The sequence below is a fragment of the Qipengyuania aurantiaca genome, assembly GCF_019711375.1.
Lineage (GTDB): Bacteria > Pseudomonadota > Alphaproteobacteria > Sphingomonadales > Sphingomonadaceae > Qipengyuania > Qipengyuania aurantiaca.
Map to the genome: position 1 here is coordinate 205,813 of NZ_CP081295.1, position 23,867 is coordinate 229,679.

Annotated in this window: 26 protein-coding genes and 1 pseudogene; 14 read left to right on the forward strand and 13 right to left on the reverse strand. The window is 64.5% G+C overall.

What is annotated here, in order from left to right:
- The first annotated feature begins 27 nt into the window (after positions 1–27).
- From K3148_RS01040 to K3148_RS01060, 5 genes are all read left to right on the forward strand, one after another.
- Positions 28–900, forward strand: coding sequence for a F0F1 ATP synthase subunit gamma (locus K3148_RS01040; RefSeq protein WP_221425503.1), 873 nt, complete (start codon positions 28–30; stop codon positions 898–900).
- 14 nt (positions 901–914) lie between these two features.
- Complete coding sequence (locus tag K3148_RS01045; protein ID WP_221425504.1) at positions 915–1,277, forward strand: hypothetical protein; 363 nt, start codon at positions 915–917, stop codon at positions 1,275–1,277.
- A 19-nt stretch (positions 1,278–1,296) separates the two neighbouring features.
- Positions 1,297–2,754, forward strand: coding sequence for a F0F1 ATP synthase subunit beta (atpD, locus tag K3148_RS01050; RefSeq protein WP_221425505.1), 1,458 nt, complete (start codon positions 1,297–1,299; stop codon positions 2,752–2,754).
- Positions 2,755–2,758: 4 nt separating this feature from the next.
- Complete coding sequence (locus K3148_RS01055) at positions 2,759–3,016, forward strand: ATP synthase F1 subunit epsilon (protein WP_221425506.1); 258 nt, start codon at positions 2,759–2,761, stop codon at positions 3,014–3,016.
- Positions 3,017–3,169: 153 nt separating this feature from the next.
- Entirely contained in the window at positions 3,170–5,305 is a 2,136-nt protein-coding gene (locus tag K3148_RS01060) for a prolyl oligopeptidase family serine peptidase (RefSeq protein WP_221425507.1), read from the forward strand.
- A 61-nt stretch (positions 5,306–5,366) separates the two neighbouring features.
- Here K3148_RS01060 and K3148_RS01065 read toward each other — a convergent pair whose 3' ends face one another.
- The 3 genes from K3148_RS01065 to glmU all read right to left on the reverse strand — a co-directional run bounded on the left by K3148_RS01065 (position 5,367) and on the right by glmU (position 7,692).
- A complete protein-coding gene (locus tag K3148_RS01065) occupies positions 5,367–5,996 on the reverse strand; it encodes an SOUL family heme-binding protein (protein WP_221425508.1) in 630 nt (209 codons plus the stop codon).
- A 62-nt stretch (positions 5,997–6,058) separates the two neighbouring features.
- Complete coding sequence (locus tag K3148_RS01070) at positions 6,059–6,328, reverse strand: HNH endonuclease (protein WP_221426572.1); 270 nt, start codon at positions 6,326–6,328, stop codon at positions 6,059–6,061.
- Positions 6,325–7,692, reverse strand: a complete 1,368-nt coding sequence (gene glmU / locus K3148_RS01075) for a bifunctional UDP-N-acetylglucosamine diphosphorylase/glucosamine-1-phosphate N-acetyltransferase GlmU (protein WP_221425509.1) — start codon at positions 7,690–7,692, stop codon at positions 6,325–6,327. Before glmU ends, K3148_RS01070 begins: the two co-directional genes overlap by 4 nt.
- A 61-nt stretch (positions 7,693–7,753) precedes the next feature.
- Between glmU and K3148_RS01080 the strand changes: the two genes are divergently transcribed.
- From K3148_RS01080 to K3148_RS01095, 4 genes are all read left to right on the forward strand, one after another.
- Entirely contained in the window at positions 7,754–8,437 is a 684-nt protein-coding gene (locus K3148_RS01080) for an HAD-IA family hydrolase (protein WP_221425510.1), read from the forward strand.
- 132 nt (positions 8,438–8,569) lie between these two features.
- Positions 8,570–9,499 carry an SDR family NAD(P)-dependent oxidoreductase gene (locus K3148_RS01085; protein WP_221425511.1) on the forward strand — a complete coding sequence of 310 codons (930 nt, stop codon included), beginning with the start codon at positions 8,570–8,572 and terminating at the stop codon, positions 9,497–9,499.
- A gap of 73 nt (positions 9,500–9,572) precedes the next feature.
- Complete coding sequence (locus K3148_RS01090; RefSeq protein ID WP_221425512.1) at positions 9,573–10,400, forward strand: DUF4328 domain-containing protein; 828 nt, start codon at positions 9,573–9,575, stop codon at positions 10,398–10,400.
- Positions 10,401–10,472: 72 nt separating this feature from the next.
- Complete coding sequence (locus K3148_RS01095) at positions 10,473–11,534, forward strand: hypothetical protein (RefSeq protein WP_221425513.1); 1,062 nt, start codon at positions 10,473–10,475, stop codon at positions 11,532–11,534.
- Positions 11,535–11,608: 74 nt separating this feature from the next.
- Here K3148_RS01095 and K3148_RS01100 read toward each other — a convergent pair whose 3' ends face one another.
- From K3148_RS01100 to K3148_RS01115, 4 genes are read right to left on the reverse strand one after another with little or no spacing between them, the layout of a single operon-like run.
- A complete protein-coding gene (locus K3148_RS01100; RefSeq protein WP_221425514.1) occupies positions 11,609–11,962 on the reverse strand; it encodes a DUF2794 domain-containing protein in 354 nt (117 codons plus the stop codon).
- Positions 11,962–12,651 (reverse strand): serine O-acetyltransferase EpsC, encoded by a 690-nt coding sequence (gene epsC, locus K3148_RS01105; protein WP_221425515.1) that lies wholly within the window; start codon positions 12,649–12,651, stop codon positions 11,962–11,964. Before epsC ends, K3148_RS01100 begins: the two co-directional genes overlap by 1 nt.
- A 27-nt stretch (positions 12,652–12,678) precedes the next feature.
- Complete coding sequence (locus K3148_RS01110; protein WP_221425516.1) at positions 12,679–13,290, reverse strand: HdaA/DnaA family protein; 612 nt, start codon at positions 13,288–13,290, stop codon at positions 12,679–12,681.
- A gap of 24 nt (positions 13,291–13,314) precedes the next feature.
- Positions 13,315–14,586: a heavy-metal-associated domain-containing protein gene (locus tag K3148_RS01115; protein WP_221425517.1), complete on the reverse strand. Its 1,272-nt coding sequence runs from the start codon at positions 14,584–14,586 to the stop codon at positions 13,315–13,317.
- A gap of 90 nt (positions 14,587–14,676) precedes the next feature.
- Between K3148_RS01115 and purM the strand changes: the two genes are divergently transcribed.
- The 4 genes and pseudogenes from purM (at position 14,677) to K3148_RS01135 (ending at position 17,741) form a co-directional block, all read left to right on the forward strand.
- Positions 14,677–15,774, forward strand: a complete 1,098-nt coding sequence (purM, locus tag K3148_RS01120) for a phosphoribosylformylglycinamidine cyclo-ligase (RefSeq protein ID WP_221425518.1) — start codon at positions 14,677–14,679, stop codon at positions 15,772–15,774.
- Positions 15,767–16,336 (forward strand): annotated as a pseudogene (gene purN, locus K3148_RS01125) (phosphoribosylglycinamide formyltransferase); the annotation flags it as partial. The gene purM and the pseudogene purN, both read left to right, overlap by 8 nt.
- Positions 16,337–16,341: 5 nt before the next feature.
- Positions 16,342–16,551 (forward strand): hypothetical protein, encoded by a 210-nt coding sequence (locus tag K3148_RS01130; protein ID WP_221425519.1) that lies wholly within the window; start codon positions 16,342–16,344, stop codon positions 16,549–16,551.
- Entirely contained in the window at positions 16,548–17,741 is a 1,194-nt protein-coding gene (locus tag K3148_RS01135) for a sulfotransferase (RefSeq protein ID WP_221425520.1), read from the forward strand. The genes K3148_RS01130 and K3148_RS01135 overlap by 4 nt, the downstream gene beginning before the upstream one ends.
- On the opposite strand, the gene K3148_RS01140 is transcribed toward K3148_RS01135, so the two are convergent.
- The 6 genes from K3148_RS01140 to K3148_RS01165 all read right to left on the reverse strand — a co-directional run bounded on the left by K3148_RS01140 (position 17,725) and on the right by K3148_RS01165 (position 21,370).
- A complete protein-coding gene (locus tag K3148_RS01140; protein WP_221425521.1) occupies positions 17,725–18,174 on the reverse strand; it encodes a nuclear transport factor 2 family protein in 450 nt (149 codons plus the stop codon). The genes K3148_RS01135 and K3148_RS01140 overlap by 17 nt on opposite strands.
- Positions 18,175–18,220: 46 nt before the next feature.
- Entirely contained in the window at positions 18,221–18,643 is a 423-nt protein-coding gene (gene ndk, locus K3148_RS01145) for a nucleoside-diphosphate kinase (protein WP_221425522.1), read from the reverse strand.
- Between the two features lie 83 nt (positions 18,644–18,726).
- Positions 18,727–19,245 carry a hypothetical protein gene (locus tag K3148_RS01150; protein ID WP_221425523.1) on the reverse strand — a complete coding sequence of 173 codons (519 nt, stop codon included), beginning with the start codon at positions 19,243–19,245 and terminating at the stop codon, positions 18,727–18,729.
- A 40-nt stretch (positions 19,246–19,285) separates the two neighbouring features.
- Complete coding sequence (locus K3148_RS01155; RefSeq protein WP_221426573.1) at positions 19,286–19,726, reverse strand: DNA polymerase III subunit chi; 441 nt, start codon at positions 19,724–19,726, stop codon at positions 19,286–19,288.
- Between the two features lie 15 nt (positions 19,727–19,741).
- Positions 19,742–19,897: a DUF2256 domain-containing protein gene (locus tag K3148_RS01160; protein WP_221425524.1), complete on the reverse strand. Its 156-nt coding sequence runs from the start codon at positions 19,895–19,897 to the stop codon at positions 19,742–19,744.
- A 15-nt stretch (positions 19,898–19,912) separates the two neighbouring features.
- Positions 19,913–21,370, reverse strand: coding sequence for a leucyl aminopeptidase (locus K3148_RS01165; RefSeq protein WP_221425525.1), 1,458 nt, complete (start codon positions 21,368–21,370; stop codon positions 19,913–19,915).
- A gap of 100 nt (positions 21,371–21,470) precedes the next feature.
- Here K3148_RS01165 and K3148_RS01170 point away from each other — a divergent pair, with 100 nt between their 5' ends.
- Complete coding sequence (locus K3148_RS01170) at positions 21,471–23,843, forward strand: LPS-assembly protein LptD (protein WP_221425526.1); 2,373 nt, start codon at positions 21,471–21,473, stop codon at positions 23,841–23,843.
- Positions 23,844–23,867 lie beyond the last annotated feature (24 nt).

The following is a 23,867-nucleotide window of genomic DNA, read 5'->3' on the forward strand; positions in this document are numbered from 1 at the left end:
GTCCCACGAGCCTAACAGGGAGCCGTCATGGCCTCGCTTAAAGAACTCAAGGGCCGGATCAACTCGGTCAAGTCGACCCAGAAGATCACCAAGGCCAAGCAGATGGTCGCTGCGGCCAAGCTGCGCCGTGCGCAGGCGGCCGCCGAAGCCGCACGCCCCTATGCCGAACGGCTTTCGGGCGTGATGGCCAGCCTCGCCAGCAAGGTGAGCGGCGACAGCGCGCCCAAGCTGCTGCGCGGCACGGGCGCCGACAAGCGCCACCTGCTGGTGGTGGTCAATACCGACAAGGGCCTGTGCGGCGGTCTCAACGCCAACATCGTCAAGGCCGCCAAGGCTAAGGCGAAGGCGCTGACCGCGGAAGGCAAGGACGTTTCCTTCTACCTCGTCGGGAAGAAGGGCCGCGCGCCGATCAAGCGCGACTACGCCGATTGCATCGCCAAGCACTTCGACACCTCGGACGTCCGCAATCCGGGCTTCACCGAAGCCGAAGCGATTGCCGACGATCTGATCGAGCGGTTCGAGAACGGCGAATTCGACATCGCCCACCTCGTCTACCCCGTGTTCAAGTCGGCCCTGGCGCAGGATCCGACCGTCGACCAGCTGATCCCCGTCCCCTCGCCCGAAGGCGAAGGCGATAGCGGTGATGCCGTCGTCGAGTACGAGCCGGGCGAAGAGGAAATCCTCGAAGACCTGCTGCCGCGCTATGTGAAGACCCAGGTCTTCGGCGCGCTGCTCGAACGCGAGGCTTCCGAACAGGGTGCGTCGATGACCGCGATGGACAACGCGACGCGCAACGCCGGCGATCTCATCAACAAGCTGACGATCCAGTACAACCGCAGTCGCCAAGCCGCGATCACGACCGAACTGATCGAAATCATCGCAGGTGCGGAAGCGCTCTGAAGGACGCTAAAGACATGAAGAAAATTGCTCTCCTCCTTCCCCTCGCTCTCGTCGCAGCCTGCGGCGAAGAACCCGCGCCCGAGCCGACCCCGACCGAAGTCGCGACGCCGGAGCCGGTGAGCACGCTGCCCGCGCCTGACCAGGACCTGTTCAAGACCACCTTCGCCGAAACCTGCGAAGGCGCCGAACCGGTCAACCAGGCCGTGTGCCGTCGCGCCATGGGCGCCGAGACCGTCGCCTGCGAATTCGGCCTCGGCGAAGACGAATACCTGCGTCACAAGGCAACGCTGGCGGTCAACGAAGACAAGACCGGCTGGATGCTTGCCGACGCCGAAGCCCTTTGCGCCGAACATGGCGCCCATCACTTAGACTCCTGAGCCAGTAGGAACACAGATCATGGCCACCGCACCCAAGCTTAACCAGAGCCCCAACGGCACCATCGCCCAGGTCATCGGCGCCGTCGTCGACGTCGCCTTTGAAGGCGAACTGCCCCCGATCCTCACCGCGCTCGAAACGAAGAACGGCGACAATACGCTGGTCCTCGAAGTAGCGCAGCACCTCGGTGAAAGCACTGTCCGCACCATCGCGATGGACGGCACCGACGGCCTGACCCGTGGTCAGGAAGTCGTCAACACCGGCGCGCAGATCTCGGTCCCGGTCGGTCCGAAGACCCTCGGCCGCATCATGAACGTCGTCGGCGCGCCGATCGACGAGCGCGGCCCCATCGGCGCCGACAGCACCAGCCCGATCCACGCGGAAGCCCCGCTCTTCGTCGACCAGTCGACCGAAGCGGCCATCCTCGTCACCGGCATCAAGGTCATCGACCTTCTCGCTCCCTACGCAAAGGGCGGTAAGATCGGCCTGTTCGGCGGCGCCGGCGTGGGCAAGACCGTGCTGATCCAGGAACTCATCAACAACATCGCGAAGGGCCACGGTGGTGTGTCCGTCTTCGCCGGTGTGGGTGAGCGTACCCGCGAAGGTAACGACCTTTACCACGAATTCCTCGACGCCGGCGTTATCGCCAAGAACGAGAACGGCGAAGCCATCTCTGAAGGTTCGAAGGTTGCCCTCGTCTTCGGCCAGATGAACGAGCCTCCGGGTGCGCGTGCTCGCGTTGCTCTCTCGGGCCTGACCATGGCGGAATACTTCCGCGACGTCGAAGGCCAGGACGTGCTGTTCTTCGTCGACAACATTTTCCGCTTCACCCAGGCGGGTTCGGAAGTGTCGGCACTGCTCGGCCGTATTCCTTCGGCCGTGGGCTACCAGCCGACCCTGTCGACCGACATGGGTAACCTGCAGGAACGCATCACCTCGACGACCAAGGGTTCGATTACCTCGGTCCAGGCCATCTACGTTCCCGCCGACGACCTTACCGACCCGGCTCCGGCAACCTCGTTCGCCCACCTGGACGCAACGACCACGCTGAACCGCGCGATTTCGGAACTGGGCATCTACCCGGCCGTCGACCCGCTCGACTCCACCAGCCGCGTTCTCGAACCGCGCGTTGTCGGTGAAGAGCACTACAACACCGCCCGCCGCGTCCAGGAAACCCTGCAGAAGTACAAGAGCCTGCAGGACATCATCGCCATTCTCGGCATGGACGAGCTTTCGGAAGAAGATAAGCTCACCGTGGCGCGCGCCCGCAAGATCCAGAAGTTCCTCAGCCAGCCGTTCCACGTGGCCGAGGTCTTCACCAATATCCCGGGCCAGTTCGTCCAGCTCGAAGACACCGTGAAGTCGTTCAAGGCTGTTGTCGACGGCGAGTACGACCACCTGCCGGAAGCGGCCTTCTACATGGTTGGCGGCATCGACCAGGTCGTCGAAAAGGCCAAGAAGCTGGCCGAGGACGCGTAAGGACATGGCCCTCCACTTCGAACTCGTCACGCCGGCCAAGCTGGTCCGCTCCGAAGACGTCCACATGGTCGTCGTGCCCGGTGCGGAAGGCGAATTCGGCGTGCTCGAGGGCCACGCGCCCTTCATGTCGACCATCCGCGACGGCGAAGTCCAGGTCTACAAGACCGAAGGCGCTGCGCCGGAAACCATCGAGGTCCGCGGCGGCTTTGCCGAGGTCGGCGAGAAGGGGCTGACGGTCCTGGCGGAACACGTCGAAGGCTGATCGCCCGACACCAACCGATTGAACGAGGGCGGCCCCGTGGGGTCGCCCTTTTTCGTTCTACCAACTGCACGGCCTGCTAGGCGAAGGGCCTTGTAATCCCCTCCCCTCTCCCGCAACACTTTCGGAAAGTTGGGATAGAGGGACTGCAATTTCATGAAACTCGTATCGACCGCGGCGCTCGGCGCTGCTCTGGCATTGGGCATGACGACTATGGCAACGGCACAGGACGGCGTTCCCGGCCCGGACGAAGATCCGTATATCTGGCTGGAAGAGGCGCGCAGCGAAGAGGCGCTCGATTGGGTGCGGGCGGAAAACAACCGCACCATGGCGCATATGGCGCAGGATCCCCGTTTCGACGAGCTGACCGCCGAAGCGCTGGCGATCCTCGATGCGGAAGACCGCGTGCCTTACGTGTCGATCCGCAAGGATGGCCTCTATAATTTCTGGCAGGACAAGGAAAACCCCAAGGGTGTCCTGCGCCGTACCAGCCTTGAAAGCTACAGGACCGACACTCCCGAATGGGAGACCATCCTCGACGTCGACGCGCTTGCCGCGGCCGAGGGCAAGGAATGGGTCTACAAGGGCAGCACCTGCCTGCCGCCCGACCAGCGCCTGTGCATGATCGCGCTGTCCGACGGGGGCGAGGACGCTACGATCCTGCGCGAATTCGACATGACCACCAAGCAGTTCGTCGACGGCGGCTTCGTGATCGAGGAAAAGAGCCAGGGCGGCGTGCAGTGGCTCGATGAAGACACGCTGCTCGTCAGCCGCGATTTTGGCGGCGGCACCATCACCGAAAGCGAATATCCCTTCACCACGCGCGTATGGAAGCGCGGCACGCCGCTGGCCGACGCGACCGAGCTGTTTCGCGGTCAGGAAAGCGATGTCTGGGCCGGAGCCGGCCTCATCCGCGACAACAAGGGCGTGGTCCACGGCCGCACCGCGTTTCGCGCCATCAGCTTCCACGAAAGCATCAATTATGTCTGGCACAATGGCGAGTGGCTGGAACTCGACATGCCGAAGAAGGCGAGCATCGGCGGCATCGTCGATGGCCACCTGACCTTCTCCACCGATGTGGATTGGGAAACGCAGGGGCAGGTCTTCCCCGCCGACTCGCTCATCGCCGTCGACCTTGAAGAGTTCAAGCGGGATCCCAACGGCGCGACCAAAACGCTCGTCTGGGCGCCTGCCGAACGTCAGACCAAGCAGGGCGGCGGCGCAACCGCCAACAGCGCCTATATGTCGATCCTCGACAATGTCGTGGGCAAAGTCGTGAAGATCGACTTCGAAGACGGCCAATGGGTCCAGCGCGCGGTCGCCCTGCCCGACAACGCCACGCTGAGCGTGCAGACCACCTCGTCGCAAACCGACGAGATAATGTTCACCTCGACCGACTTCCTCACGCCGAGCACGCTGTGGTATTCGGACGGGACGGGCGATCCGCAGGTTCTCAAGACCTCGCCGAGCTATTTCGACAGCACCGGCATGGAAGTCGAACAGCTGGAGGCAACCAGCCCCGACGGAGCGAAAATCCCATACTTCCTCGTCAAGCCCAAGGGCATGGAGATGGACGGCACCACGCCGACGCTGCTCTATGGCTATGGCGGCTTCCAGATCTCGCAGCTGCCGAGCTATCGCTCGCTGACCGGCAAGATGTGGCTCGAAAAGGGCGGCGCCTTCATCCTCGCCAACCTGCGCGGTGGCGGCGAGTTCGGCCCCGGCTGGCACCAGATGGCCATCCGCGAGAACAAGCAACGCACCTGGGACGACTTTATTGCCGTGGGGAAGGACGCGGTGGCGCGCGGCATCACCAATCCGGGCCAGATCGGCGTGCAGGGCGGATCGCAAGGCGGGCTTCTCGTCGGTACGGCCTTCACGCAGGCGCCCGAGGCGTTCGACGCAGCCATCGTGGCCATCCCGCTGTTCGATATGCTGCGCTATCACCTGATCGGACGCGGTGCTTCGTGGATCGGCGAATATGGCGACCCGCGCATCCCCGAGCAGCGTGCATGGATCGAAGGCTATTCGCCCTACCAGAAGATCGTTGCGGGCGTGGATTACCCCGCCCCCTTCCTCTGGGCCTCGACCGCCGACGACCGCACGCACCCGGCCCACGCCCGCAAGGCTGCGGCCAAGCTCAAGGAACTCGGCCAGGACTACTGGTATTACGAGGACATGACCGGCGGCCACTCGGGCGGTGTCGACAACGAACAGCGCGCCAAGCTGCAGGCCTTGCAGATGGTCTATTTGATGCAGCGCCTCATGGACGACAACGAGAGCGGCGAATAAGCGCCACCTCGCAGAAACACGAAAGGGCGGTCCGCGAGGGCCGCCCTTTTCGTATGCCGGGTCATTCGACCGGGATCAGCACCTCGTTGCGGCGCAGTGGCGGGGGCACCATGGGCGCGTCGTAGAAGGCAAACTCCGCCGGGCCCGCGGCGACCAGATCGTTCTCATCCATCCACCGGCGCAGGAACCCCTCCATATCGGCAAGGTCCTCGCCCGAGCCGTTTCCGTTGAAGCGCACGCTAGCCATCCGCCGCGCAGGCACCTGCGTCAGCGTGATATCCTCGGGCGCCTCCGGCAGCGTTTCGAGCGTGTATTGGGAAGGCATGACGAAGCGGGTGCGCCAGCTGCCGGTTTCGCCCCCCTCGCCCAAGGTTACCGGCGAGGTCATGGCGATTTTTTCGGGCGGGTCCTGCATCACCGGGCTGGTCATGGCGATCTTGTCGCCCGGACGATCCTCGGCAAAGATATAGGCGGCGAGGCGGCGAAAACCCGCCGTAAGCGCGCGGCGACGGTCACCGGTATGGGTGACCTCGGCAACGATCATCGGCGCGTATTCGCGCAGCTCGAAAGCGCCTTCCTGGGCCAGCGATTGATAGGCAGGCTGCTCGATATCGCGATACTGCGCATAGGCCGCGCCTGCTGCCACTCCGGCAAGCGCTATTCCCGCTGCGATCCAACCCTTCTTACCCATCGACAATGCTCCTTGACGTTCAGGGTAAGAGCCGCCCAGCGCCGCCAAGGTTCCCGCGCGGATCAACGGGTCGGGGCGTGAAAGTCTGGCGGTTTCGATGCGACCCATGCGACGAACTTCGCAATAGCTTCGTTCTCCCGCACTTTTTCCCGATCATCCCCGATCCGCGCAAGTTCGGCGTTGGTGAAGTTGGCGTGGATTGCCTTGTGGCAGATCGGATGGACGGGGACGGTTTCCCGCCCCTTCTTGGATTTCGGCACCGGATGATGCTGCTGCACGCGCCGCCCCAGCGGACGTTCGCACAACCAGCAGGTGGGCGGCTCTACGCTCAGCCCTTTTTCTCCGCCGCCTTCTTCTTCTTCATCGTGTCGTGGAAGCGGTCGGCCCAGCCGGGTTTGACCATCTGTTCGGCGCGGACCATGCGCAGTTCGCCCGCCGCGACGTCGCGGCTTACGGCGCTACCCGCAGCGACAATGGCGTCGGCACCGATGGTGACCGGAGCGATCAGGGCCGAGTTCGAGCCGATGAAGGCGCGCTCGCCGATCGTGGTCTTGTGCTTGAAATAGCCATCGTAATTGCAGGTGATCGTGCCGGCGCCGATGTTCGCGCCCGCGCCGATGGTGGCATCGCCGAGATAGGTCAGGTGGTTGGCCTTGGCGCCCTCACCGAGTGTGGCCTTCTTCATCTCGACGAAATTGCCGACCTTGCTGCCCTTCTCCATCACCGCACCGGGGCGCAGGCGGGCGTAGGGGCCGACTTCGCAATCCTCGCCGACATGGGCGCCTTCGAGATGGCTGAAGGCGCGGATCCGCGTGCCGCGCTTCACCGTGGTTCCGGGGCCGAAAACGACATTGGGCTCGATCACCACGTCGGCTTCCAGCTCGGTGTCGTAGCTGAAGAAGACCGTTTCGGGGGCTTTCAACGTCACCCCGTTCTCCAGCGCTTCCTCGCGGCGCAAATCCTGCCACTGGCGCTCTGCCGCGGCAAGTTCCTTGCGCGAGTTGATGCCAAGCACTTCCTCCGGCTTGTCGGCGACCACGGCGGCGCAGGTCCGCCCTTCTTTCACCGCCACGTTGACGATGTCGGGGAGGTAGTATTCGCCCTGCGCGTTGTCGTTGTCGACACGCTCGAGCAGGTCGAACAGGTCGCCGCTCTTGGCCGCCATGAGGCCCGAATTGCACAGGCGGGTGGCGCGTTCGGCCTCATTCGCATCCTTGAACTCGACCATTTTCTCGATGGTCATGTCGGCATGGGTGATGACCCGGCCGTATTGCAGCGCATCCTCGGGCTCGAAGCCAAGAACCACGACGGCGGGTTCATCGCCCGCGCGCAGCCGTTCGAGCATTTCGACCATGGTCGCGGCGGTAATGAAGGGCGCATCGCCCAACAGCATGATCACGTCGCCGTCGAAATCGGCCAGCGCGTCCTTCGCCTGCGCGACCGCGTGGCCCGTGCCCAACTGCGGTTCCTGCACCACGCAGGTCGCGCGGTCGGAGACCTGGTTTTCGACCTGCTCGCGCTCGTCACCCACGATCACGATGGTCCGCGCGGGCTCGATGATGGCGACCTGGGCCATCAGGTGCTCGATGATCGGCCGCCCGGCGATATTGTGGAGGACCTTGTGGACCCCGCTCTTGAGGCGCGAGCCCTTTCCTGCAGCGAGGATGACAACGGCGAAATCTCTGCGTGTGTTCATGGCAAGGGGCCATGCCACCAATCGCTTGCAGTTTGAAGAACCATCCTGCACTCGGGCGCAGATGGCTGATTTTCCCTTCGATATCGTCGCCTTCGACCTCGACGGCACCCTGCTCGAAACGCACCGCGACCTTGGCACTGCGGTCAACCACGCGCTGGCGCTGGGCGGCTTTGCCACCGTGCCCATCGAAAGCGCGACCGACCTCATCGGCGGCGGAGCGAAGATAATGCTCAAGCAGGCCGTCGACGCACAAGGAGGGCTGGAGCACGAGGAATTCCGCAAGCTCTACAAGGCGATGCTCACCTATTACGGCGAAAATTATGCGGTCCACACACGCCCCTACCCCCATGCGGTGGAAGTGCTGGACGAGCTCAGCGCGCGCGGCGTGACCGTGGGCGTGGTGACCAACAAATTCGAACAATTTGCGCGCGGCATCCTCGGCGAGCTGGAGCTGATCGACCGCCTCGCCTTCGTGATCGGCGGTGACAGCCTCGGCAAGGCGCCGGACGGCAAGCACATCGCCAAGCCCGCCCCCGACCCGATCCTGAAAGCGCGTGAGCTCGGCGGCGGCGGCCGGACGGTGTTCGTGGGCGACAGCAGCTACGACGTGAAGGCGGCCCGCGCGGCGCAAATCCCGGTCGTCGCGGCCTGCTACGGCTACTGCGACGGCACGGCGGAGGAACTTGGCGCGGACGCATCCATTGATTCGCTGAGCGGCCTGATTTCCGCCCTCGAAGGCCTTTAAAGCCACGTCCTGACCTTACGGCATCGCGCTTCGCCGCGCCCCCTGTTGCAAGTGCGAAGGGAAAGTGGCAGTCCGCTGCGGCAATTGACCTTTACGTAAACGACAAACAACAACTACTAGCAGGAGCCCCCCATGACCATCGACTTCAAGGACAAGGTAGCCATCGTCACCGGCGCAGGCGGCGGTCTGGGCCGCGAATACGCGCTCGAACTCGCCCGCCGGGGCGCGAAGGTCGTCGTCAACGATCTCGGCGGTGCGCGCGACGGCACCGGCCACTCCGACATGGCTCTCCAGGTCGTCGAGGAAATCGAGAAAATGGGCGGCGAAGCCATGTCGAACGGCGGCAGCGTCACCGAATACGAGCAGATGGAAAAGATGGTCGCCGACGCCAAGCAGAAGTTCGGCGGCATACACATCGTCATCAACAACGCGGGCGTGCTGCGCGACAAGACCTTCGCCAAGATGACGATGGACGACTTCGAATTCGTCGTCGACGTCCACCTCAATGGCTCGGCCAACGTCAGCAAGGCCGTGTGGGAAACCATGCGCGAGCAGGCCTATGGCCGCATCCTCATGACCGCTTCGTCGACCGGCCTGTTCGGCAACTTCGGCCAGGCGAACTACGGCGCAGCCAAGCTCGGCCTTGCAGGCCTCACCAAGACTCTGCAGCTCGAAGGCGCGAAATACGGCATCAAGGTCAACACGCTTTCGCCGGTCGCCGGCACGCGCATGACCGAAGACCTCTTCCCCGAAGAAGCCTTCAAGCTGTTCGATCCGGTGAACGTGGTCCCGGCTGCGCTCTTCCTCGTCAGCGAAGACGCGCCGACCAACGCCATCGTCGGCGCCGGTGCAGGCGGCTTCCACTCGGCGTGGACCGTCATGAACGACGCCGTCTGGCTGCCCGATGGCGAGCGCACGGTCGAAGGCTTTGCCGCCAACTGGGACAAGATCAGCGACTTCTCGAACCTCAAGGCCCCGCAGTCGGGCTCCGAGCAGTCGGGCGCGATCCTCACGGCGATGCAGAAGGTCACCGGCACCGGCCCGAGCAGCGCTCGCGGATAAACCGCTCCCAAGATAATTGCGAAATGCCCCGCGCCGTTGCATAACGGCGCGGGGTTTTTCTTTGGGGGTCTGCATGAATACGGAAAAGAAGCTGCGCTCGCTGCGCACACGTTCGCTGGTGGTAACGGTTTTCGCGCTGCTGCTCGTCGCGTCCGGACTGACGCAGCTCGGCTTCGGCGGTGTCGCGATCGGCGAGGAGTACGAGCGGATCGAGAAGCTGGAAGAGCTTACCCGCCAGCGCACCTTTTACGGATACCAGTCGCAGCAAGCCGCCTTCCAGAACGAGTATAACCGTTCGAGCAGCGCTTTCTTCCTGCAGGGCCGCTTCCTTTCTGCCACACAAAATACTTCATGGACCGATCCGGGCGTGATCGCCTTCGGCGCTAACCTGCTTTCCGGCCTCGGGTTCCTCGTCGCGGCGATGATGTGGGTCTGGCGCGCCCATGCCAACCTTACCGAGGCAGGCGTGCGGGCGAAGTTCACGCCGGGCAGGGCTCTCGCCGCCTATCTCCTCCCGGTGGCGAACCTAATCCTGCCCTTCGAGGCGATGCGTGAACTCTACAATCGCAGCCACCACGAGCCCGAAGACTTCGTCGATTCCACCGTTGAAGACGTCACGGCTTGGTTCACTGCGCTTGTGGTCGGCCTGCTCATCTTCAGCGCAATGCTGGTGAAATTCATCCTCGATGCGGGTACTGCGCTCATCATCATGACGCCGCTGTGGATGGAATTTGCCATCCTTGCTTTCGCGATGATCCTGATCCTTGGCGCGGCGTGGCTCTTCGCTGGCCTCGCCCGCAAGATCACAGCGGCACAGGAAGAATTCCTGCCCGAGATCGTCGTTACAGCGCCCGAGCAGGAGGCGCCGCAGCGCATGAGCGTCAACGTGCTGTCGGCCTGACCCGCCGACCGTATTGACGTATTAATACACTAGACCTATACCTGTCTCTTCCTTCAACGGGGAGAGATGGCCATGTATAGCCAGAAAGACCTGAATTCGGCTGTTGCGGCGGGGGCAATCAGCTCCGACGCCGCCAACGCCTTGCGCGCCCATGTCGCCGCCCAGCGCGACGCGGTGCCCGCCGATGCGGAGCATTTCCGCCTCATCACCGGTTTCAACGATATTTTCGTCAGCATCGGGGCCGTGATCCTGCTGATTTCCATGGCGGCCATCGGTGACGCGATCTGGACCAACAAAAACGGTCCCTCGCCCGTTAGCGCGGCGCTGGTCGCAGGTACGGCGTGGATGCTGGCCGAATTCTTCACCGCCAAGCGCCGGATGGCCCTGCCCAGCATTATCCTCCTGCTCGCCTTCGTGGGCGGCACTCTGATGACCTTCGTCGGCCTCATCATCGCGACGATGGAAGGCTCGGTTAAGCCGAACGAAACGCTCGGCGTGCTGCTGCTCGGCGGTTCCTCGCTGCTCACGGCGGGCGCTGCCTGGCTGCACTGGCGCCGCTTCATGGTGCCGATCACCATCGCGGCGGGCACGGCGGCCATTGCCGGAACCGTCATCGCGGTGATCGTCGCGGGGATCGGACCCAGGACGCCCAATCTCGAGACCATCATCCTCGGCCTCGTCTTCGTGGCCGGTCTCGTGATCTTCGCCTTCGCCATGCGCTGGGACATGAGCGACCCGCGCCGCGAAACGCGCCGCAGCGACGTGGCCTTCTGGCTCCACCTGCTGGCCGCGCCGATGATCGCGCATCCGATCTTCGCGATGCTCGGCGTGACGCAGGGCGACAACATCGGCGCCGGCGCCGCCGTTGCCGTACTTGCAGTCTACATCGTGTTCGGCCTCGTGGCGCTGGCAGTCGACCGTCGCGCGCTGCTGGTCTCGGCCCTCGCCTACGTGCTGATCGCGCTGACCTTCCTGTTCCGCGAATTCGGCGCCGTGGAACTGAACTTTGCCCTTACCGCACTTGTTATCGGCTCCGCACTCCTCACGCTGAGCGCGCTGTGGACCCCGATCCGCCGCGCCGTGGTCAAGGGGCTTCCAGGAGACATGCAGGCACGGCTTCCCGCCACCGCCTGATCATCGGACCACCGAGGGGAAAGGGGCTCGCCAGCGTGGCGGGCCCCTTTTTTCATGGCGAAACGGGAAAGGAGCTAGTCTTCGACCGCCTTCAGCAGGCGGCGTTCGATCGGCGCCATGACATTGGGCAATTCATGGCCGCGCTTGAGGACCTGCCCATGCTCGCCGAACAGCGTCCAAATCCCCTGCTTGGCTCGCAGCGAAGGGCGCTTTTCGAGCCGCGCTTGCGGGCGTTCGGCGTGACGCACAAAGGCGGCAAAGGTGGCGACGTCCTTGGTGAAGTCCATGGCGTAATCGCGCCACTGGCCCGCCGCAACCATGCGACCGTAAACGTCGAGAATTTTCGTCAGCTCATCGCGCGTGAAGCCGACCTGATTGGGCTGCCGGCCCGGGAACGCAACGACATTCATGCCGCCCTGCACGGCCATCAGTCACCCGTACCGCTTCTCTGCCGCGGCGCGCTGTCACCGCGCAGCTGCTCGATCTCGCCGCGCAGCGCCTTGAGCTCGTTCTCCAGCTTTTCGATGCAATCGCGGCTGGGCGCGCAGGGATCGTCGCACGGCGTGCCGTAGGGGACGAAGTCCTTTTTCCACTCCTCCGCCGCGATCAAATGGCTGCGCGCCTTGAGCGCGATCATGGTCGCGCCTTCAGGCACTTCGTCGAGCACCAGCGCGTTGGCGCCGATACGCGCCCGCTTTCCGACGGTAATGGGGCCGATGACCTGCGCGCCCGAACCGATGATGACGCCATCCTCGATCGTCGGGTGCCGCTTGCCGCCCTTGCCGTTGGTAGGGTTGGTCCCGCCTAGGGTGACGCATTGGTAGATGGTCACATCATTCCCGATCTCGGCTGTCTCGCCGATGACGGTAAAACCGTGGTCGATGAAGAAATTACGGCCGATCCTGGCACCGGGATGGATGTCGATCCCCGTCACCATGCGGCTCCAGTGGTTCACGAGCCGGGCGAGGAAAAACAGGTCCGCTTCGAACAACCAGTGCGCGATGCGATGATAGGCGAGCGCCCAGACACCGGGATAGAGCAGCACTTCCCAGCGGGTACGGGGCGCGGGATCGCGCGCCTTGATCGAGTCCAGATAGGCGATCAGCCGTTCGAACATGGCCTCAATCCTTCCACTTTCGGCATTTCAAAGCAAGCGCGCCTGCTCGGGGCCCTGCACCGCATCGAGTGCGTCGCGCCAGATGGACATGGTGGCCGGCGCCTTGCGTTCAAGGCTGAGCCGGTCGATTTCGGCGACGATCCGCTCGATCGCGGCATGGCTGCGCTCCATCCGCGGGATGAGATAGGCGGGCGCGCCGTCGCCTAGCGCCAGCCCGCGTTGCGCAGCGTGGCTGAGCATAAGCTCGGCCGCCAGATCATCGTCCGGCGCGCCGATTTCGAGCTGGAGCGCAGCACCCATACGGCTGCGCAGGTCCGGCAATTCGATCTCCCATCCACTGGCGTCTACGGTCAGGAGCAGCGGATAGCCATCCTCGCGCGCACGGTTCCAGGCGTGGAATATCTCGATCTCGTCTTTCTGGTCTGCATCGTCGATCGCGCCGCCGCCCGTGTGCGAGGCGAACCACCGCGAGAACAGCGACTTGCCTGAACGCGCAGGGCCGGCGAGGATTGCCGTACCGAAAGGCCAGTCCGCGCTGGCGCCCAGCGCTTCGGCGATATGGGCGTTGCCTTCGCCCAGCACGATGCTGGAAGGCTGCTTCGGACCCGAATGCAAAAGGGGAAGCGCGATCTGCGTCATTTTCCGGCCGATCCGCGAGGCCGCTCAGCGACTGATCAGGATGGCCGTTGCCCCTTGCTGCACGGTGAAGCTCCGTGCGCGCAAGGCTTCGGCCAGTTGGCCGATGGAACCCGAATAGCTGACCGTCACCACCGAAGTGCCGCCGATCGCGGTCGAACGGACACCCGTCGAGCGAACACCGGGAGTGCCGCGCACATCGGCAAGGATCGCGCCGAAGGCGGCGGCGTCGGGCGAGGCGAACTGGACGGTGTAGAGCGCGACCGAACCTTCGGGCGGCGGACGGTTGATCGGCGCGGCACTGATCGCGCCATCGCTTTCCGCAGTGGGTGCCAGCGCGGCTTGTTCGCGCTGTTCGTCCTGCACCAGCAAACGGCGCCCGAGGTCGACCAGCCGCTGGATGGCGGGGTTGAGATCGCCCGTCTTCACGTTAAGCGTGGGATCGGGCTGGATGGTGCCATCGGCAAGCGCCACCTGGAACGTCGCATCGAAGCGGCGCACAGCCTGCTCGAGCATTGCGGGCAATTGCTCGGGGCTGTCGGCGGTCAGCGTGAAACTGTCGAGAAACACGCTATCCGGGCCATGACGCGCGGTGAAAGTGCCTTTGATCGGCCCGCCGGGATAGCTGTAGCGCAGGTTGGCAATCGGGATCAGCACATCGGCCGCGCCGAATTCGTCGAGGATGTTGCTCCACCACACGCGGCTTCGGCGAGTCGTCTGGCCGAAGGTCAGCAGGAGCGATTCGCCGCCCGATCCTTGCGGACGAACATAGTTCACCCGGCTCTGCCCGGCCTGGAATTCGGCCCAGGCGCGCTGCCAAGGATTGCGCTGCTCATACATGAGCTGCGTACCGCCCGAGACGGTGACGGGAAGCACCAGCATCGGCGCGCTGCGCATGGCGCGACCCTCGTCCCCGAGGAAGGGCGCGGCGCGCTGGCGGTCGAAAATCACGCCGAGGGTGGCTACATAACGCTTCGGCCCCAGCCGTTCGCGCTGGACCACGATGGCCGAGACGAGGCCGGAGATCCGCGAAGCGGGAAGGCTTGGCCCGTCTAGCTTTTCCCATGCCTTGACCTGCGCTTCGGCCCAGGCTTCTTCGCGGGCTTCGACGCCCGTGTCGGCTTTCACGTCGACTTCGATGTCGGAAACCTGGATGTCCCGCGAGGCGGCAACGGCGGCGATCCCGCGCTCCCCGCCCACTTGCGCGCTCGCCAGCCAGCCGGCTCCGCCAGCCAGGGCAAGGCCGGAAGCGACAAGGGCGATACGCGAGCGCCGGGGAAGGGAGGAAAGGGTCCGCATGGGGGTGTTCGAGCGCCTTTTGCCCAAAGCATTCGGGAAATCCAAGCAGGAATACTGGATATTGCGGTGGAATTGCGCGAAAGGCGGCGCATGAGCAGCGACACGCCTTCCTACACCTACGAACAGGCCGGAGTTTCGATCGATGCGGGCAACGCCCTCGTCAAGGCGATCGGACCGCTGGTAAAAGCGACCATGCGCCCCGGCGCGGACGGGGAAATCGGCGGTTTCGGTGGGTTTTTCGACCCCCGTGCCGCGGGTTACAAGGATCCGCTGCTTGTCGCAGGAAACGACGGCGTCGGCACAAAGCTGAAGCTCGCCATCGACACCGACCGGCACGATACGGTGGGAATCGACCTCGTCGCGATGTGCGTCAATGACCTCATCGTGCAGGGCGCGGAACCGCTGTTCTTCCTCGACTACTTCGCCACCGGCAAGCTTGAGAACGGCGTCGCAGAGCGCGTGATCGCGGGAATTGCGGAGGGCTGCAAACAGGCCGGCTGCGCGCTGATCGGCGGCGAGACGGCGGAAATGCCCGGCATGTACGCCAGCGGCGACTACGATCTGGCCGGCTTCTGCGTCGGCGCGGTGGAGCGCGGCGAACAGCTGACCGGAGAGCGTGTGGCCCCCGGTCATGTGCTGCTGGGCCTCGCGAGTTCGGGGGTGCATTCGAACGGCTTTTCGCTCGTACGCCGCCTTGCCGCAGACAAGGGCTGGAAGCTCGACCGCCCGGCCCTCTTCGACCAGGATCGCCTGCTGGTCGAGACGCTGATCGAGCCCACCCGCATTTATGTGAAGACGTTGTTGCCTTTGGTCCGCGATGGCCTGATCGACGCCATGGCGCATATCACCGGTGGCGGCCTGCTCGAAAACATTCCGCGTGTCCTCCCCGCAGGCGCGCATGCCGAGGTGGAGGCGGACGGCTGGGAGCAGCCCGGGCTGATGGCGTTCCTGCAGGCGCAGGGGAATATCGTGCCGGCCGAAATGGCGCGCACCTTCAATTGCGGCGTCGGCATGGTACTCGCCGTCGATCCGTCGAAGGCCGAGCTGGTCCGCAGCCGCCTCGAAGATGCGGGCGAGCAAGTCCTTGCCGTCGGCCGCATCGTCGAAGGCGAAAAGGGCTGCACCGTGCGCGGTTCGCAGGGCACCTGGTCCGCCCAATCCGACTGGGAGGCGGTCCACCTTGGCTGATAAGGCGAAGGTCGCGATTTTCCTTTCCGGGCGTGGCAGCAACATGGCCGCGCTGCTCTATGCCGCCAATTTGCCGAGTGCCGCCTATGAGGTGGTTCTCGTAGCCGCCAACGATCCTGACGCCGAGGGTCTGGCCCTCGCCCAGGCCGAAGGTGTCGCGACCTTCGCCCTTTCGCACAAGGGAATGACCCGCGTCGATCACGATGCGGCCATGGAACAGGCTGCGCGCGATGCGGGGGCCGATTACATCGTCCTCGCTGGATACATGCGCATCCTGACCGACGCGTTTGCTGAGCGCTGGGAAGGCCGCATGCTGAACATCCACCCATCGCTGCTACCGAAATACCCCGGCCTCGACACCCACCGGCGCGCGATCGACGCGGGCGACAGCCATGGCGGCGTCTCGGTCCATCTCGTCACGCCCGAACTCGATGCGGGCGAGGTGCTCGGTCAAATGCAGGTCGCCATTCGCGAGGGCGAGACGGCCGACAGCCTCGCCGAGCGCGTGCGCTTTGCCGAACACCAGCTCTACCCGAGCGTGCTAAACGATTACGTGGAGCGTCGCCGGTGAAGGGCCGGATCACCCCCTACCTCTTCTTTCTCATCGCGGTGATTGCGTTCGCGATGATCGCCTTCCAGCCGGACGACAGCTGGCAGAGCGAGCAAGTCGACATGCTCGACGCGGTGCTGATTACCGCCGGCGTGCTCATCGGCGCGCATCTCCTGCGCAAACTTGCCGAGGCGCTCTACCGCCGCTGGAAATCGCGCGGCGAATGACCCCGCCCCGCCCGCACCCCTTCACTCGCTCGTCCCTGGCCGAGCGGCTGGACCGCTGGATCGCCGCAATCTGGCGCAAGGGATGGGACGAGAAACCCCCGCTCGAACCGGACTACCTCTGGCAGATTGGCAGCAGAGGGTACGAAGAAGCCGACGAGATTTCGGTCCGCAGCGAGGAGGACGTTGCCGATTTCCGCTTACGGCTGGAGCAGCTTTGCCAGGCGCTGCGCGACGAGGCGGACCTCAACGCGCTTGGCCACACCATGGCCTATGGGCAGCTGACCTCTGCCATTCGAAAGCGCCACGCGCTGGGCCGCCTCTGGCGCCAAGAGCCGGAGCTTGCGCACACCACCATCGCGCCCCCGATCGTCGTGCTCGGCCAGATGCGCAGCGGGACGACGCGAGTGCAGCGACTCCTCGCCGCCGATCCGGCCCATGCGGGAACGCGCTTTTGCGACAGCCACGACCCCGTGCCCTCGACCCCCGACCTGCGCGCAGTCAAATCGCGCGCGGCGCTGGTGCTGGCGCATTGGGTCAATCCCTGGCTCGAAACCATGCACCCCATCGGCGCCACGCGCACCGACGAGGAGATCGGCTGGCTGTCCGCTGCTCTCTCACCCGTGGCCTTCGAAGCCCAGTGGCGCATCCCCTCCTACGTGGCCTTCAGCGAGGCGCGCGACCCCGCCCCTGTCTATCGCGAGTTCGCCCGCATCCTGCGCACCGATGCAGCCCACCATGGCAACGCTCTGCGCCCTCGTGTGCTCAAATGCCCCCAGTTTGCGCAGGATGCGCCTGCGCTTCTCAGCCAGTTTCCCGATGCCCGGATCGTCGCCTGCCACCGCGTGCAGGAGGATGTGCTCGCCAGCAGCGTCTCGATGGTCGCTAGCCAGATGGCATTCCAGAGCGACAGTCACGAGCTTGCCGAATTGCAGGATTACTGGCGGGCTCGGATTGCGCAGCGCAGTGGGCGCATGCGCACGTTTCTCGATGCCTTCAGCGGCCCTGTCGCCCGGATGGAGTTTGCAGAGCTCAACCATAACTGGCGCGCAGCTATGACGAGCGCCTATGGCGATCTGGGAATAGGACTGGGCAACCGCGCGCTTGCTGCGATGGAGCTTGAAGTCGATCGGGCGGACAGCGACCGCCACCGCGAACACCGCCGCCAGATCGGCGCTATACTTTCGTCCTAGAGGCGAAGACCGGCATGGTGATACGGCCATCGGCGCGGGTGACGTCCGCGCGCCGAATTCTGTCTCCATCGAAAGAGATCCGCCAGAAAGTCTGGCCGCGCACCTCTTGCGCCCCACCCGTAAGCTGTCCGCGAACGAGAACCTCGTCACCATGGTGATCAAGCGTGTCGATCTGAATATGGGGATTGCCGGCAGCTTGGCGGAATTCGCGGTCCATCCGGAGGAATTCTTCGCGCGAGTTCGTGCGGTGTCCGCTCACATCAACATAGGCGAAGTCTTCGGTGAGATAATGCGCCATTCGTTCATGGCGGCCAGCGTTGATGGCCGCGACGAATTCGCGAATGCAACGCTCCCGCCGCTTGAGGCTTCGGCGCGGAAAGAAGACCCCCGAAAGCATGACGGGCGCATTCCTAGCAGGAAATGCGCCCGTCACCTAACATATTGATTGGAGAGCGAATTAAATCGCACTCCTGACCGGATCAGCCGACGATTTCGTTCTCGTCGAAGAAGAAGTCGATCTCGGTCTTGGCGTTTTCGTCGCTGTCCGAACCGTGGACCGAGTTGGCTTCGATCGATTCGGCATAGGTCTTGCGGATCGTACCTTCGTCGGCATCGGCCGGATTGGTGGCGCCCATCACGTCACGGTTGGCCTTTACGGCGTTTTCGCCTTCGAGGACCTGCACGACGACCGGACCCGAGATCATGAAGTCGACCAGTTCGCCGAAGAAGGGGCGTTCCTTGTGGACCGCGTAGAAGCCTTCAGCCTGCTCGCGGGTCATGTGGATGCGCTTCGAAGCGACGACGCGCAGGCCGGCGTCTTCGAGCATCTTGGTGACGGCGCCGGTCAGGTTGCGGCGGGTGGCATCGGGCTTGATGATCGAAAAGGTGCGGGTAACCGCCATGATGTGTGTTCCTTGCGAATATATACTTGGGGGAGAGAGTTCTCGCGCGCGCCCCTAGCGCCGCGCGCGCGAAGGCACAAGATTTAGTCGAAGCCGCGCGCGACGGACAATTGCCCCTCGGTCGTCTCCCCTACGCGCGTGACCTGCAAGGCGAAGCTGGCCCGCTCCACCATGTTCTCGCCGCCGAGCGTGGTGGTCTCGCCGCCGCTCACCTCGATATCGGGGGTGATCCCCGCCTCCTCGGCCTGCGCACGGTAGAAGGCGACAACCTTGTCGCGGGCATCGGGCGTGGTGAACTCCACCGTCACGAAGACGCCCTCGCCGCGATCGACCTGCGTCGTGTTGGTGATCGTCGCGCCGGGATAGGCTGTGAACGGCTCCGGAAAACGCGCCACGACATTCTCGCCCGCACGCATCTCGGTCACGATGCCTGCGGCATCCCGGTGGCTGGCGCTGACTTCGCCGCTCTCGGGGTCGATATCGTAGCTGCCGACCGGCTCGGCCGTTTCGGCAGCCTCGGCGGTTTCGCCGTCTTCATCGGCGTTCTGGCATGCGGACAGGACAAGTACGGGCAGTAGGAGGCAGGCAAGCGTGGATCTCATGCCCAACCGACGGGCGAACGCGGTCCAAGTTCCTGAAAATTCAACGCCCTTCGCGCCAGCCGCCTTCGGGGGTCTGCTTGAAGATGCGGTTGTCGATGTCTTCGCGCGGATCGAGCTTGCGCCACAGGCCACGCGCGGCTTCGGTCGCCTCGGCGTCAAACAGGAGCATGGCACGATCGAACCGGGCCGCGTCCTCGCGCCATTGCCCATCGGCGAGGATCGCCATGCGCGCCTCGTTCGGCGCGGCGCAGGTATCGGAAATGAGGATGGGCTGGCGGGCGGCATGGGGGCCATCGGCCGGACCATGGGCTAGGAAGCTGCCCCCCCCTTGCTCCCACAAAGTCTTCGACAGACGCTCGCGAAGGCCCTCGTCGGCGGCCACCACCACCAGCCGCTCTCCGGCCTGCAGGACCTTGCGCGCCAGTTTCGCCACGGTGATGTCCACCGGGTCCTTGCTCAACTGATAGAAATCGACGCGGATTTGAGACTCTCCCGACTAGTCCTGCTCACCGGACTTATTCCGCCGGCACCGTTCGGAGCAATAGCGAACGTTGTCCCAGTCCCGCGCCCATTTCTTGCGCCAGGCGAAGCTGAGGCCGCAGGTTGCGCAGACCTTTGCTGGAAGGTCTGCCTTGCGCCTCATCTTCGCCATGACGCTGTAGTCCGGTCAGCCTTCCGCCGTGTCGGAGACGAGGCGGTCGATCAGGCGCACGCCGTAGCCCGTGGCGCCCTTGCCCCAGGTCCGCCCCGGCTTGTCCGACCAGGCCATGCCCGCGATGTCGACATGCGCCCAGGGCGTGCCGTCAGCAATGAAGCGTTGCAGGAACTGGGCCGCGGTGATCGAGCCGGCTGCCTTGCCGCCGATGTTCTTCATGTCGGCGATAGGGCTGTCGATCAGCTTGTCGTAAGCCTTGCCGATCGGCATCCGCCAGACCTTGTCGCCCACGGCTTCGCCCGCGTCGGCAAGATCCTTGGACAGCTGGTCGTCGTTTGAGAACAAGCCAGCATATTCATGGCCGAGCGAAATAATGATCGCGCCGGTCAGCGTGGCGAAATCGACGATCCGCTTCGGTTGGAATTCTTCCTGCGTCCAGTGAAGCGCATCGGCGAGGACGAGGCGGCCTTCGGCATCGGTGTTGAGGATTTCGATGGTCTGCCCGCTCATGGAGGTCACCACATCGCCGGGACGCTGCGCGTTGCCGTCGGGCATGTTCTCGACGAGACCCATCACGCCCACGACATTGGCCTTGGCCTTGCGTTTCACCAGCGCGAGCATGCCGCCCGCCACGGCGCCGGCGCCGCCCATGTCCCACTTCATGTCTTCCATGCCGGGCCCCGGCTTGATCGAGATGCCGCCGGTGTCGAAGGTCACGCCCTTGCCCACGAAAGCGGTCGGCGCTTCGCTGCCGCCCCCGTTCCAGCGGATGGCGAGGATGCGCGATTCGCGCGCAGAGCCCTGTCCGACGCCGAGCAGCGAGCCCATGCCGAGCTTTTCCATTTCGGCTTCGTCGAGCACGATCAGTTCGGCGCCCGTATCCTCGAAGCGTTCCTTGCAACGCGCCACGAAGCTTTCGGGGTAGATGATGTTGGCCGGTTCGGTGATCAGTTCGCGGGTGAACTCCACGCCCTCGGCAAGCGCGGCGGCATCGGCCCATGCGCCTTCGATACCTTCGGGCGCGCCGACGACAGTGATGCTTTCCAGCGTGACCTTCTGCTCGTCCTTCAGCTTGGTGCGATAGATGTCATAGCGCCAGTTGCGCAGGCGCAGACCGAGAAGGAGGTGGCTGGCTTCCTCTGCGGACAGGCTGCTTTCCGACAGATCGAGCACCATGTCCTTGTCGCCGGTCGACTGGAACTTGCCCGCGAGCGCGGCGCCTGCCTTTTCAAGGTTGGCAAGGCGCGCTTCGTCGTTGCGATCGCCCGCGCCTGCAATGGCCAGACGCGCGACCTGGCCGCCGTCTTCAACGAAGCCATCGAAGGTCTGGCCGGCGCTGCCCTTGAAGCGGGCGGCTTCGGCGCCTGCACGCATTGCGGCGTTGGTGGCGGCAGGAAGCTTGCCCTTGTCGACCACATGCGCAATGAGGCGCGCGCCTTGCGGGCGGGACTGGCTGAACTGGATGTGCATGGATTCTCCCGAATTTCTCGATGACCGGAGCGCGCCCAAATCGTGGGCAGGCCGGATGAACGCGATTGCGATTAGGCGTGGCCGGTGCGATAGGCAAGCCATGCACCCGGGACGGGCCAGATATGCCAGCACCATAGCGCAGCTCCTCGGCACGGGGTGTGCGGCGCTTGCCTTGGTCTGCGCCGCACCCGCTTGGGCACAGGATGGCGCGGCAACCGGGGCCGGAACAACCGAGCAGCCCGAGGGCGAAGACCCGAGCGACCTGCCCGCTCCCAGCGAAGCGGTGATGGAGCAGCGCGAGGACGAGGTTCTCGTCTCCGACGAAACCGACATTCCCCCGCCGCCACCCGAATTTAACGAGGCGGGCGAGAGGCAAATCGCCTTTGCCGCCGACATTTTGAGTTACGATTCCGAAGCCGAGGTCACCACCGCCGAAGGCAATGTCGTCCTGCGCTCGGGCGACCGGTCGCTGCGCGCCGATTCGGTCAGCTGGAGCGAGCGGACCGGCGTTATCGTCGCCAGCGGCAACGTCCGCTTCGTCGACGAGGACGGCAACCAGCTCTACACCGAACGTGTCGAACTGACTGACCAGTTCGAGGCCGGTGCGATGGAAGACCTGCTGCTTGCCTTGCGGCAGGGCGGCCGCCTCGCCGCCAATCGCGGCGTGCGAGAGAGCGACGGCACGATCCTGCTCGAACAGGCCGCCTACAGCGCCTGCGCGGTGACCACGCCCGCTGGCTGCGACAAGGACCCGAGCTGGCGCATCACCGCCGACCGCGTGACCTACGATCCTGCCGAAGCCAAGGTGAAGTTCCAGGGCGCCTATCTCGAGCTGTTCGGCGCGCGCATCGTTCCGTTGCCCGGCCTCTCTGTCCGCACCGATGACGGCGGCGTTTCCGGCTTTCTCGTGCCGGACATCCGCGTCTCGGAAAGCAACGGGCTCGAAGTATCGGGCAGCTATTACCTGCGCATGGCGGACAACAAGGACCTGACGCTGTCCGCCTATCTGTTCTCCAAGACCACGCCGATGGTTTCGGGGCAGTGGCGACACCTGACCGACAAGGGCGCGTACCAAATTACGGGCTACGCCACCCACAGCCGCCGCATTTCCGATTTCACCGGCCTTACGAACAATTCCGAAGCCGATCCACGCGGCTATCTGTTCGCCAACGGCCGCTTCCAGTTCACACCCGAATGGAGCCTGACGGGATCGGTCCGGCTCGCGAGCGACAAGACCTTCCTGCGGCGCTACGACATCAGCCGCGACGACCGCCTGCGTTCGATGGTCGACCTCGAACGCATCGACCGCACGTCCTACCTTTCCATCGCCGGCTGGGCGACGCAGACGCTGCGGCTCAACCAGGACCAGAACCAGGTTCCGGTTGCGCTGCCGGTGGTTGACTGGCGGCGAAGGCTCGACGATCCGCTGGCCGGCGGACAGGTCGAACTGCAGCTCAACAGTCTCGCCATCATCCGCAAGCTTGGGCAGGAAACCGAGCGCGCCTTCGCCAAGGCGGAATGGAGCCGTCGCACCATCACCGGCCTTGGCCAAATGGTTACGCTGACCGGCCTGTTGCGCGGCGACATCTACCACTCGGACGGCAACGAGTTCAACGAAACCGCCGCCTATCGCGGCAATCCGGGGTGGGAAACGCGCGGCGTGGCGCTGGGCGCGATCGATGTCGAATGGCCACTGGTCGGCGAAATCTTCGGGGGCGAGCAGGTCCTGACCCCGCGTGCGCAACTGGTGGTGACGCCGGATATAAAGAACCTCGCCATTCCCAACGAGGACGCTCGGGCCATCGACCTCGAGGATTCCAACCTCTTCGCGCTGAACCGCTTCCCCGGCTACGACCGGATCGAGGACGGGGCGCGGGTGACCTACGGCTTCGATTACAAGCTGCGCCGCCCGGGCTGGGAATTCTTCACCACGCTCGGCCAGTCCTACCGGCTCGACAACGACCGCGACATCCTGCCCGACGGCACGGGCCTGTCCGAAAAGGTGAGCGATTTCGTCGGTCGTACCGAAATCCGTTATCGCGATTTCCTCAAGCTCGCGCACCGTTACCGGCTCGACAAGGACAACTTTGCCGTGCGCCGCAACGAGTTCGATGCGACCATCGGGTCCAGCCGCACCTATGCCGAAATCGGCTATCTGCGGCTCAACCGAAACATCACGAGCGTCGAAGATCTCCAGGACCGCGAAGAATTGCGCGCTGCTGTCCGCGTGGCCTTTGCCGATTACTGGTCGGTTTTCGGCTCTGGCGTCTTCAACCTCACCGACCGCGAGGAAGACCCCACCCTGTCGAGCGACGGCTTCCAGCCGATCCGCACGCGGCTTGGCGTTGCCTATCAGGACGACTGCCTCGAAATGGGCGCGACCTGGCGGCGCGATTACCTCTCCGCAGGCGACGCGAGGCGGGGCGACACCTTCCAGCTGTACTTCAGCCTGAAGAATCTGGGATTTCGCTAAGGGGGGCGTGTTGGCAGCGCGGTC

What these genes read in the sequence shown, in the direction of transcription:
- K3148_RS01065 (WP_221425508.1), bottom strand. Translation starts at nt 5,996, where the DNA reads ATGGGTAAGAAGGGTTGGATCGCAGCGGGAATAGCGCTTGCCGGAGTG.
- epsC (WP_221425515.1), bottom strand. Translation starts at nt 12,651, where the DNA reads ATGTTCGAACGGCTGATCGCCTATCTGGACTCGATCAAGGCGCGCGAT.
- ndk (WP_221425522.1), bottom strand. Translation starts at nt 18,643, where the DNA reads ATGGCGGTTACCCGCACCTTTTCGATCATCAAGCCCGATGCCACCCGC.
- K3148_RS01150 (WP_221425523.1), bottom strand. Translation starts at nt 19,245, where the DNA reads ATGAGATCCACGCTTGCCTGCCTCCTACTGCCCGTACTTGTCCTGTCC.
- K3148_RS01165 (WP_221425525.1), bottom strand. Translation starts at nt 21,370, where the DNA reads ATGCACATCCAGTTCAGCCAGTCCCGCCCGCAAGGCGCGCGCCTCATT.
- K3148_RS01170 (WP_221425526.1), top strand. Translation starts at nt 21,471, where the DNA reads ATGCACCCGGGACGGGCCAGATATGCCAGCACCATAGCGCAGCTCCTC.
- purM (WP_221425518.1), top strand. Translation starts at nt 14,677, where the DNA reads ATGAGCAGCGACACGCCTTCCTACACCTACGAACAGGCCGGAGTTTCG.
- glmU (WP_221425509.1), bottom strand. Translation starts at nt 7,692, where the DNA reads ATGAACACACGCAGAGATTTCGCCGTTGTCATCCTCGCTGCAGGAAAG.
- K3148_RS01045 (WP_221425504.1), top strand. Translation starts at nt 915, where the DNA reads ATGAAGAAAATTGCTCTCCTCCTTCCCCTCGCTCTCGTCGCAGCCTGC.
- K3148_RS01060 (WP_221425507.1), top strand. Translation starts at nt 3,170, where the DNA reads ATGAAACTCGTATCGACCGCGGCGCTCGGCGCTGCTCTGGCATTGGGC.
- K3148_RS01055 (WP_221425506.1), top strand. Translation starts at nt 2,759, where the DNA reads ATGGCCCTCCACTTCGAACTCGTCACGCCGGCCAAGCTGGTCCGCTCC.
- atpD (WP_221425505.1), top strand. Translation starts at nt 1,297, where the DNA reads ATGGCCACCGCACCCAAGCTTAACCAGAGCCCCAACGGCACCATCGCC.
- K3148_RS01080 (WP_221425510.1), top strand. Translation starts at nt 7,754, where the DNA reads ATGGCTGATTTTCCCTTCGATATCGTCGCCTTCGACCTCGACGGCACC.
- K3148_RS01090 (WP_221425512.1), top strand. Translation starts at nt 9,573, where the DNA reads ATGAATACGGAAAAGAAGCTGCGCTCGCTGCGCACACGTTCGCTGGTG.
- K3148_RS01085 (WP_221425511.1), top strand. Translation starts at nt 8,570, where the DNA reads ATGACCATCGACTTCAAGGACAAGGTAGCCATCGTCACCGGCGCAGGC.
- K3148_RS01095 (WP_221425513.1), top strand. Translation starts at nt 10,473, where the DNA reads ATGTATAGCCAGAAAGACCTGAATTCGGCTGTTGCGGCGGGGGCAATC.
- K3148_RS01160 (WP_221425524.1), bottom strand. Translation starts at nt 19,897, where the DNA reads ATGGCGAAGATGAGGCGCAAGGCAGACCTTCCAGCAAAGGTCTGCGCA.
- K3148_RS01115 (WP_221425517.1), bottom strand. Translation starts at nt 14,586, where the DNA reads ATGCGGACCCTTTCCTCCCTTCCCCGGCGCTCGCGTATCGCCCTTGTC.
- K3148_RS01040 (WP_221425503.1), top strand. Translation starts at nt 28, where the DNA reads ATGGCCTCGCTTAAAGAACTCAAGGGCCGGATCAACTCGGTCAAGTCG.
- K3148_RS01100 (WP_221425514.1), bottom strand. Translation starts at nt 11,962, where the DNA reads ATGGCCGTGCAGGGCGGCATGAATGTCGTTGCGTTCCCGGGCCGGCAG.
- K3148_RS01110 (WP_221425516.1), bottom strand. Translation starts at nt 13,290, where the DNA reads ATGACGCAGATCGCGCTTCCCCTTTTGCATTCGGGTCCGAAGCAGCCT.
- K3148_RS01135 (WP_221425520.1), top strand. Translation starts at nt 16,548, where the DNA reads ATGACCCCGCCCCGCCCGCACCCCTTCACTCGCTCGTCCCTGGCCGAG.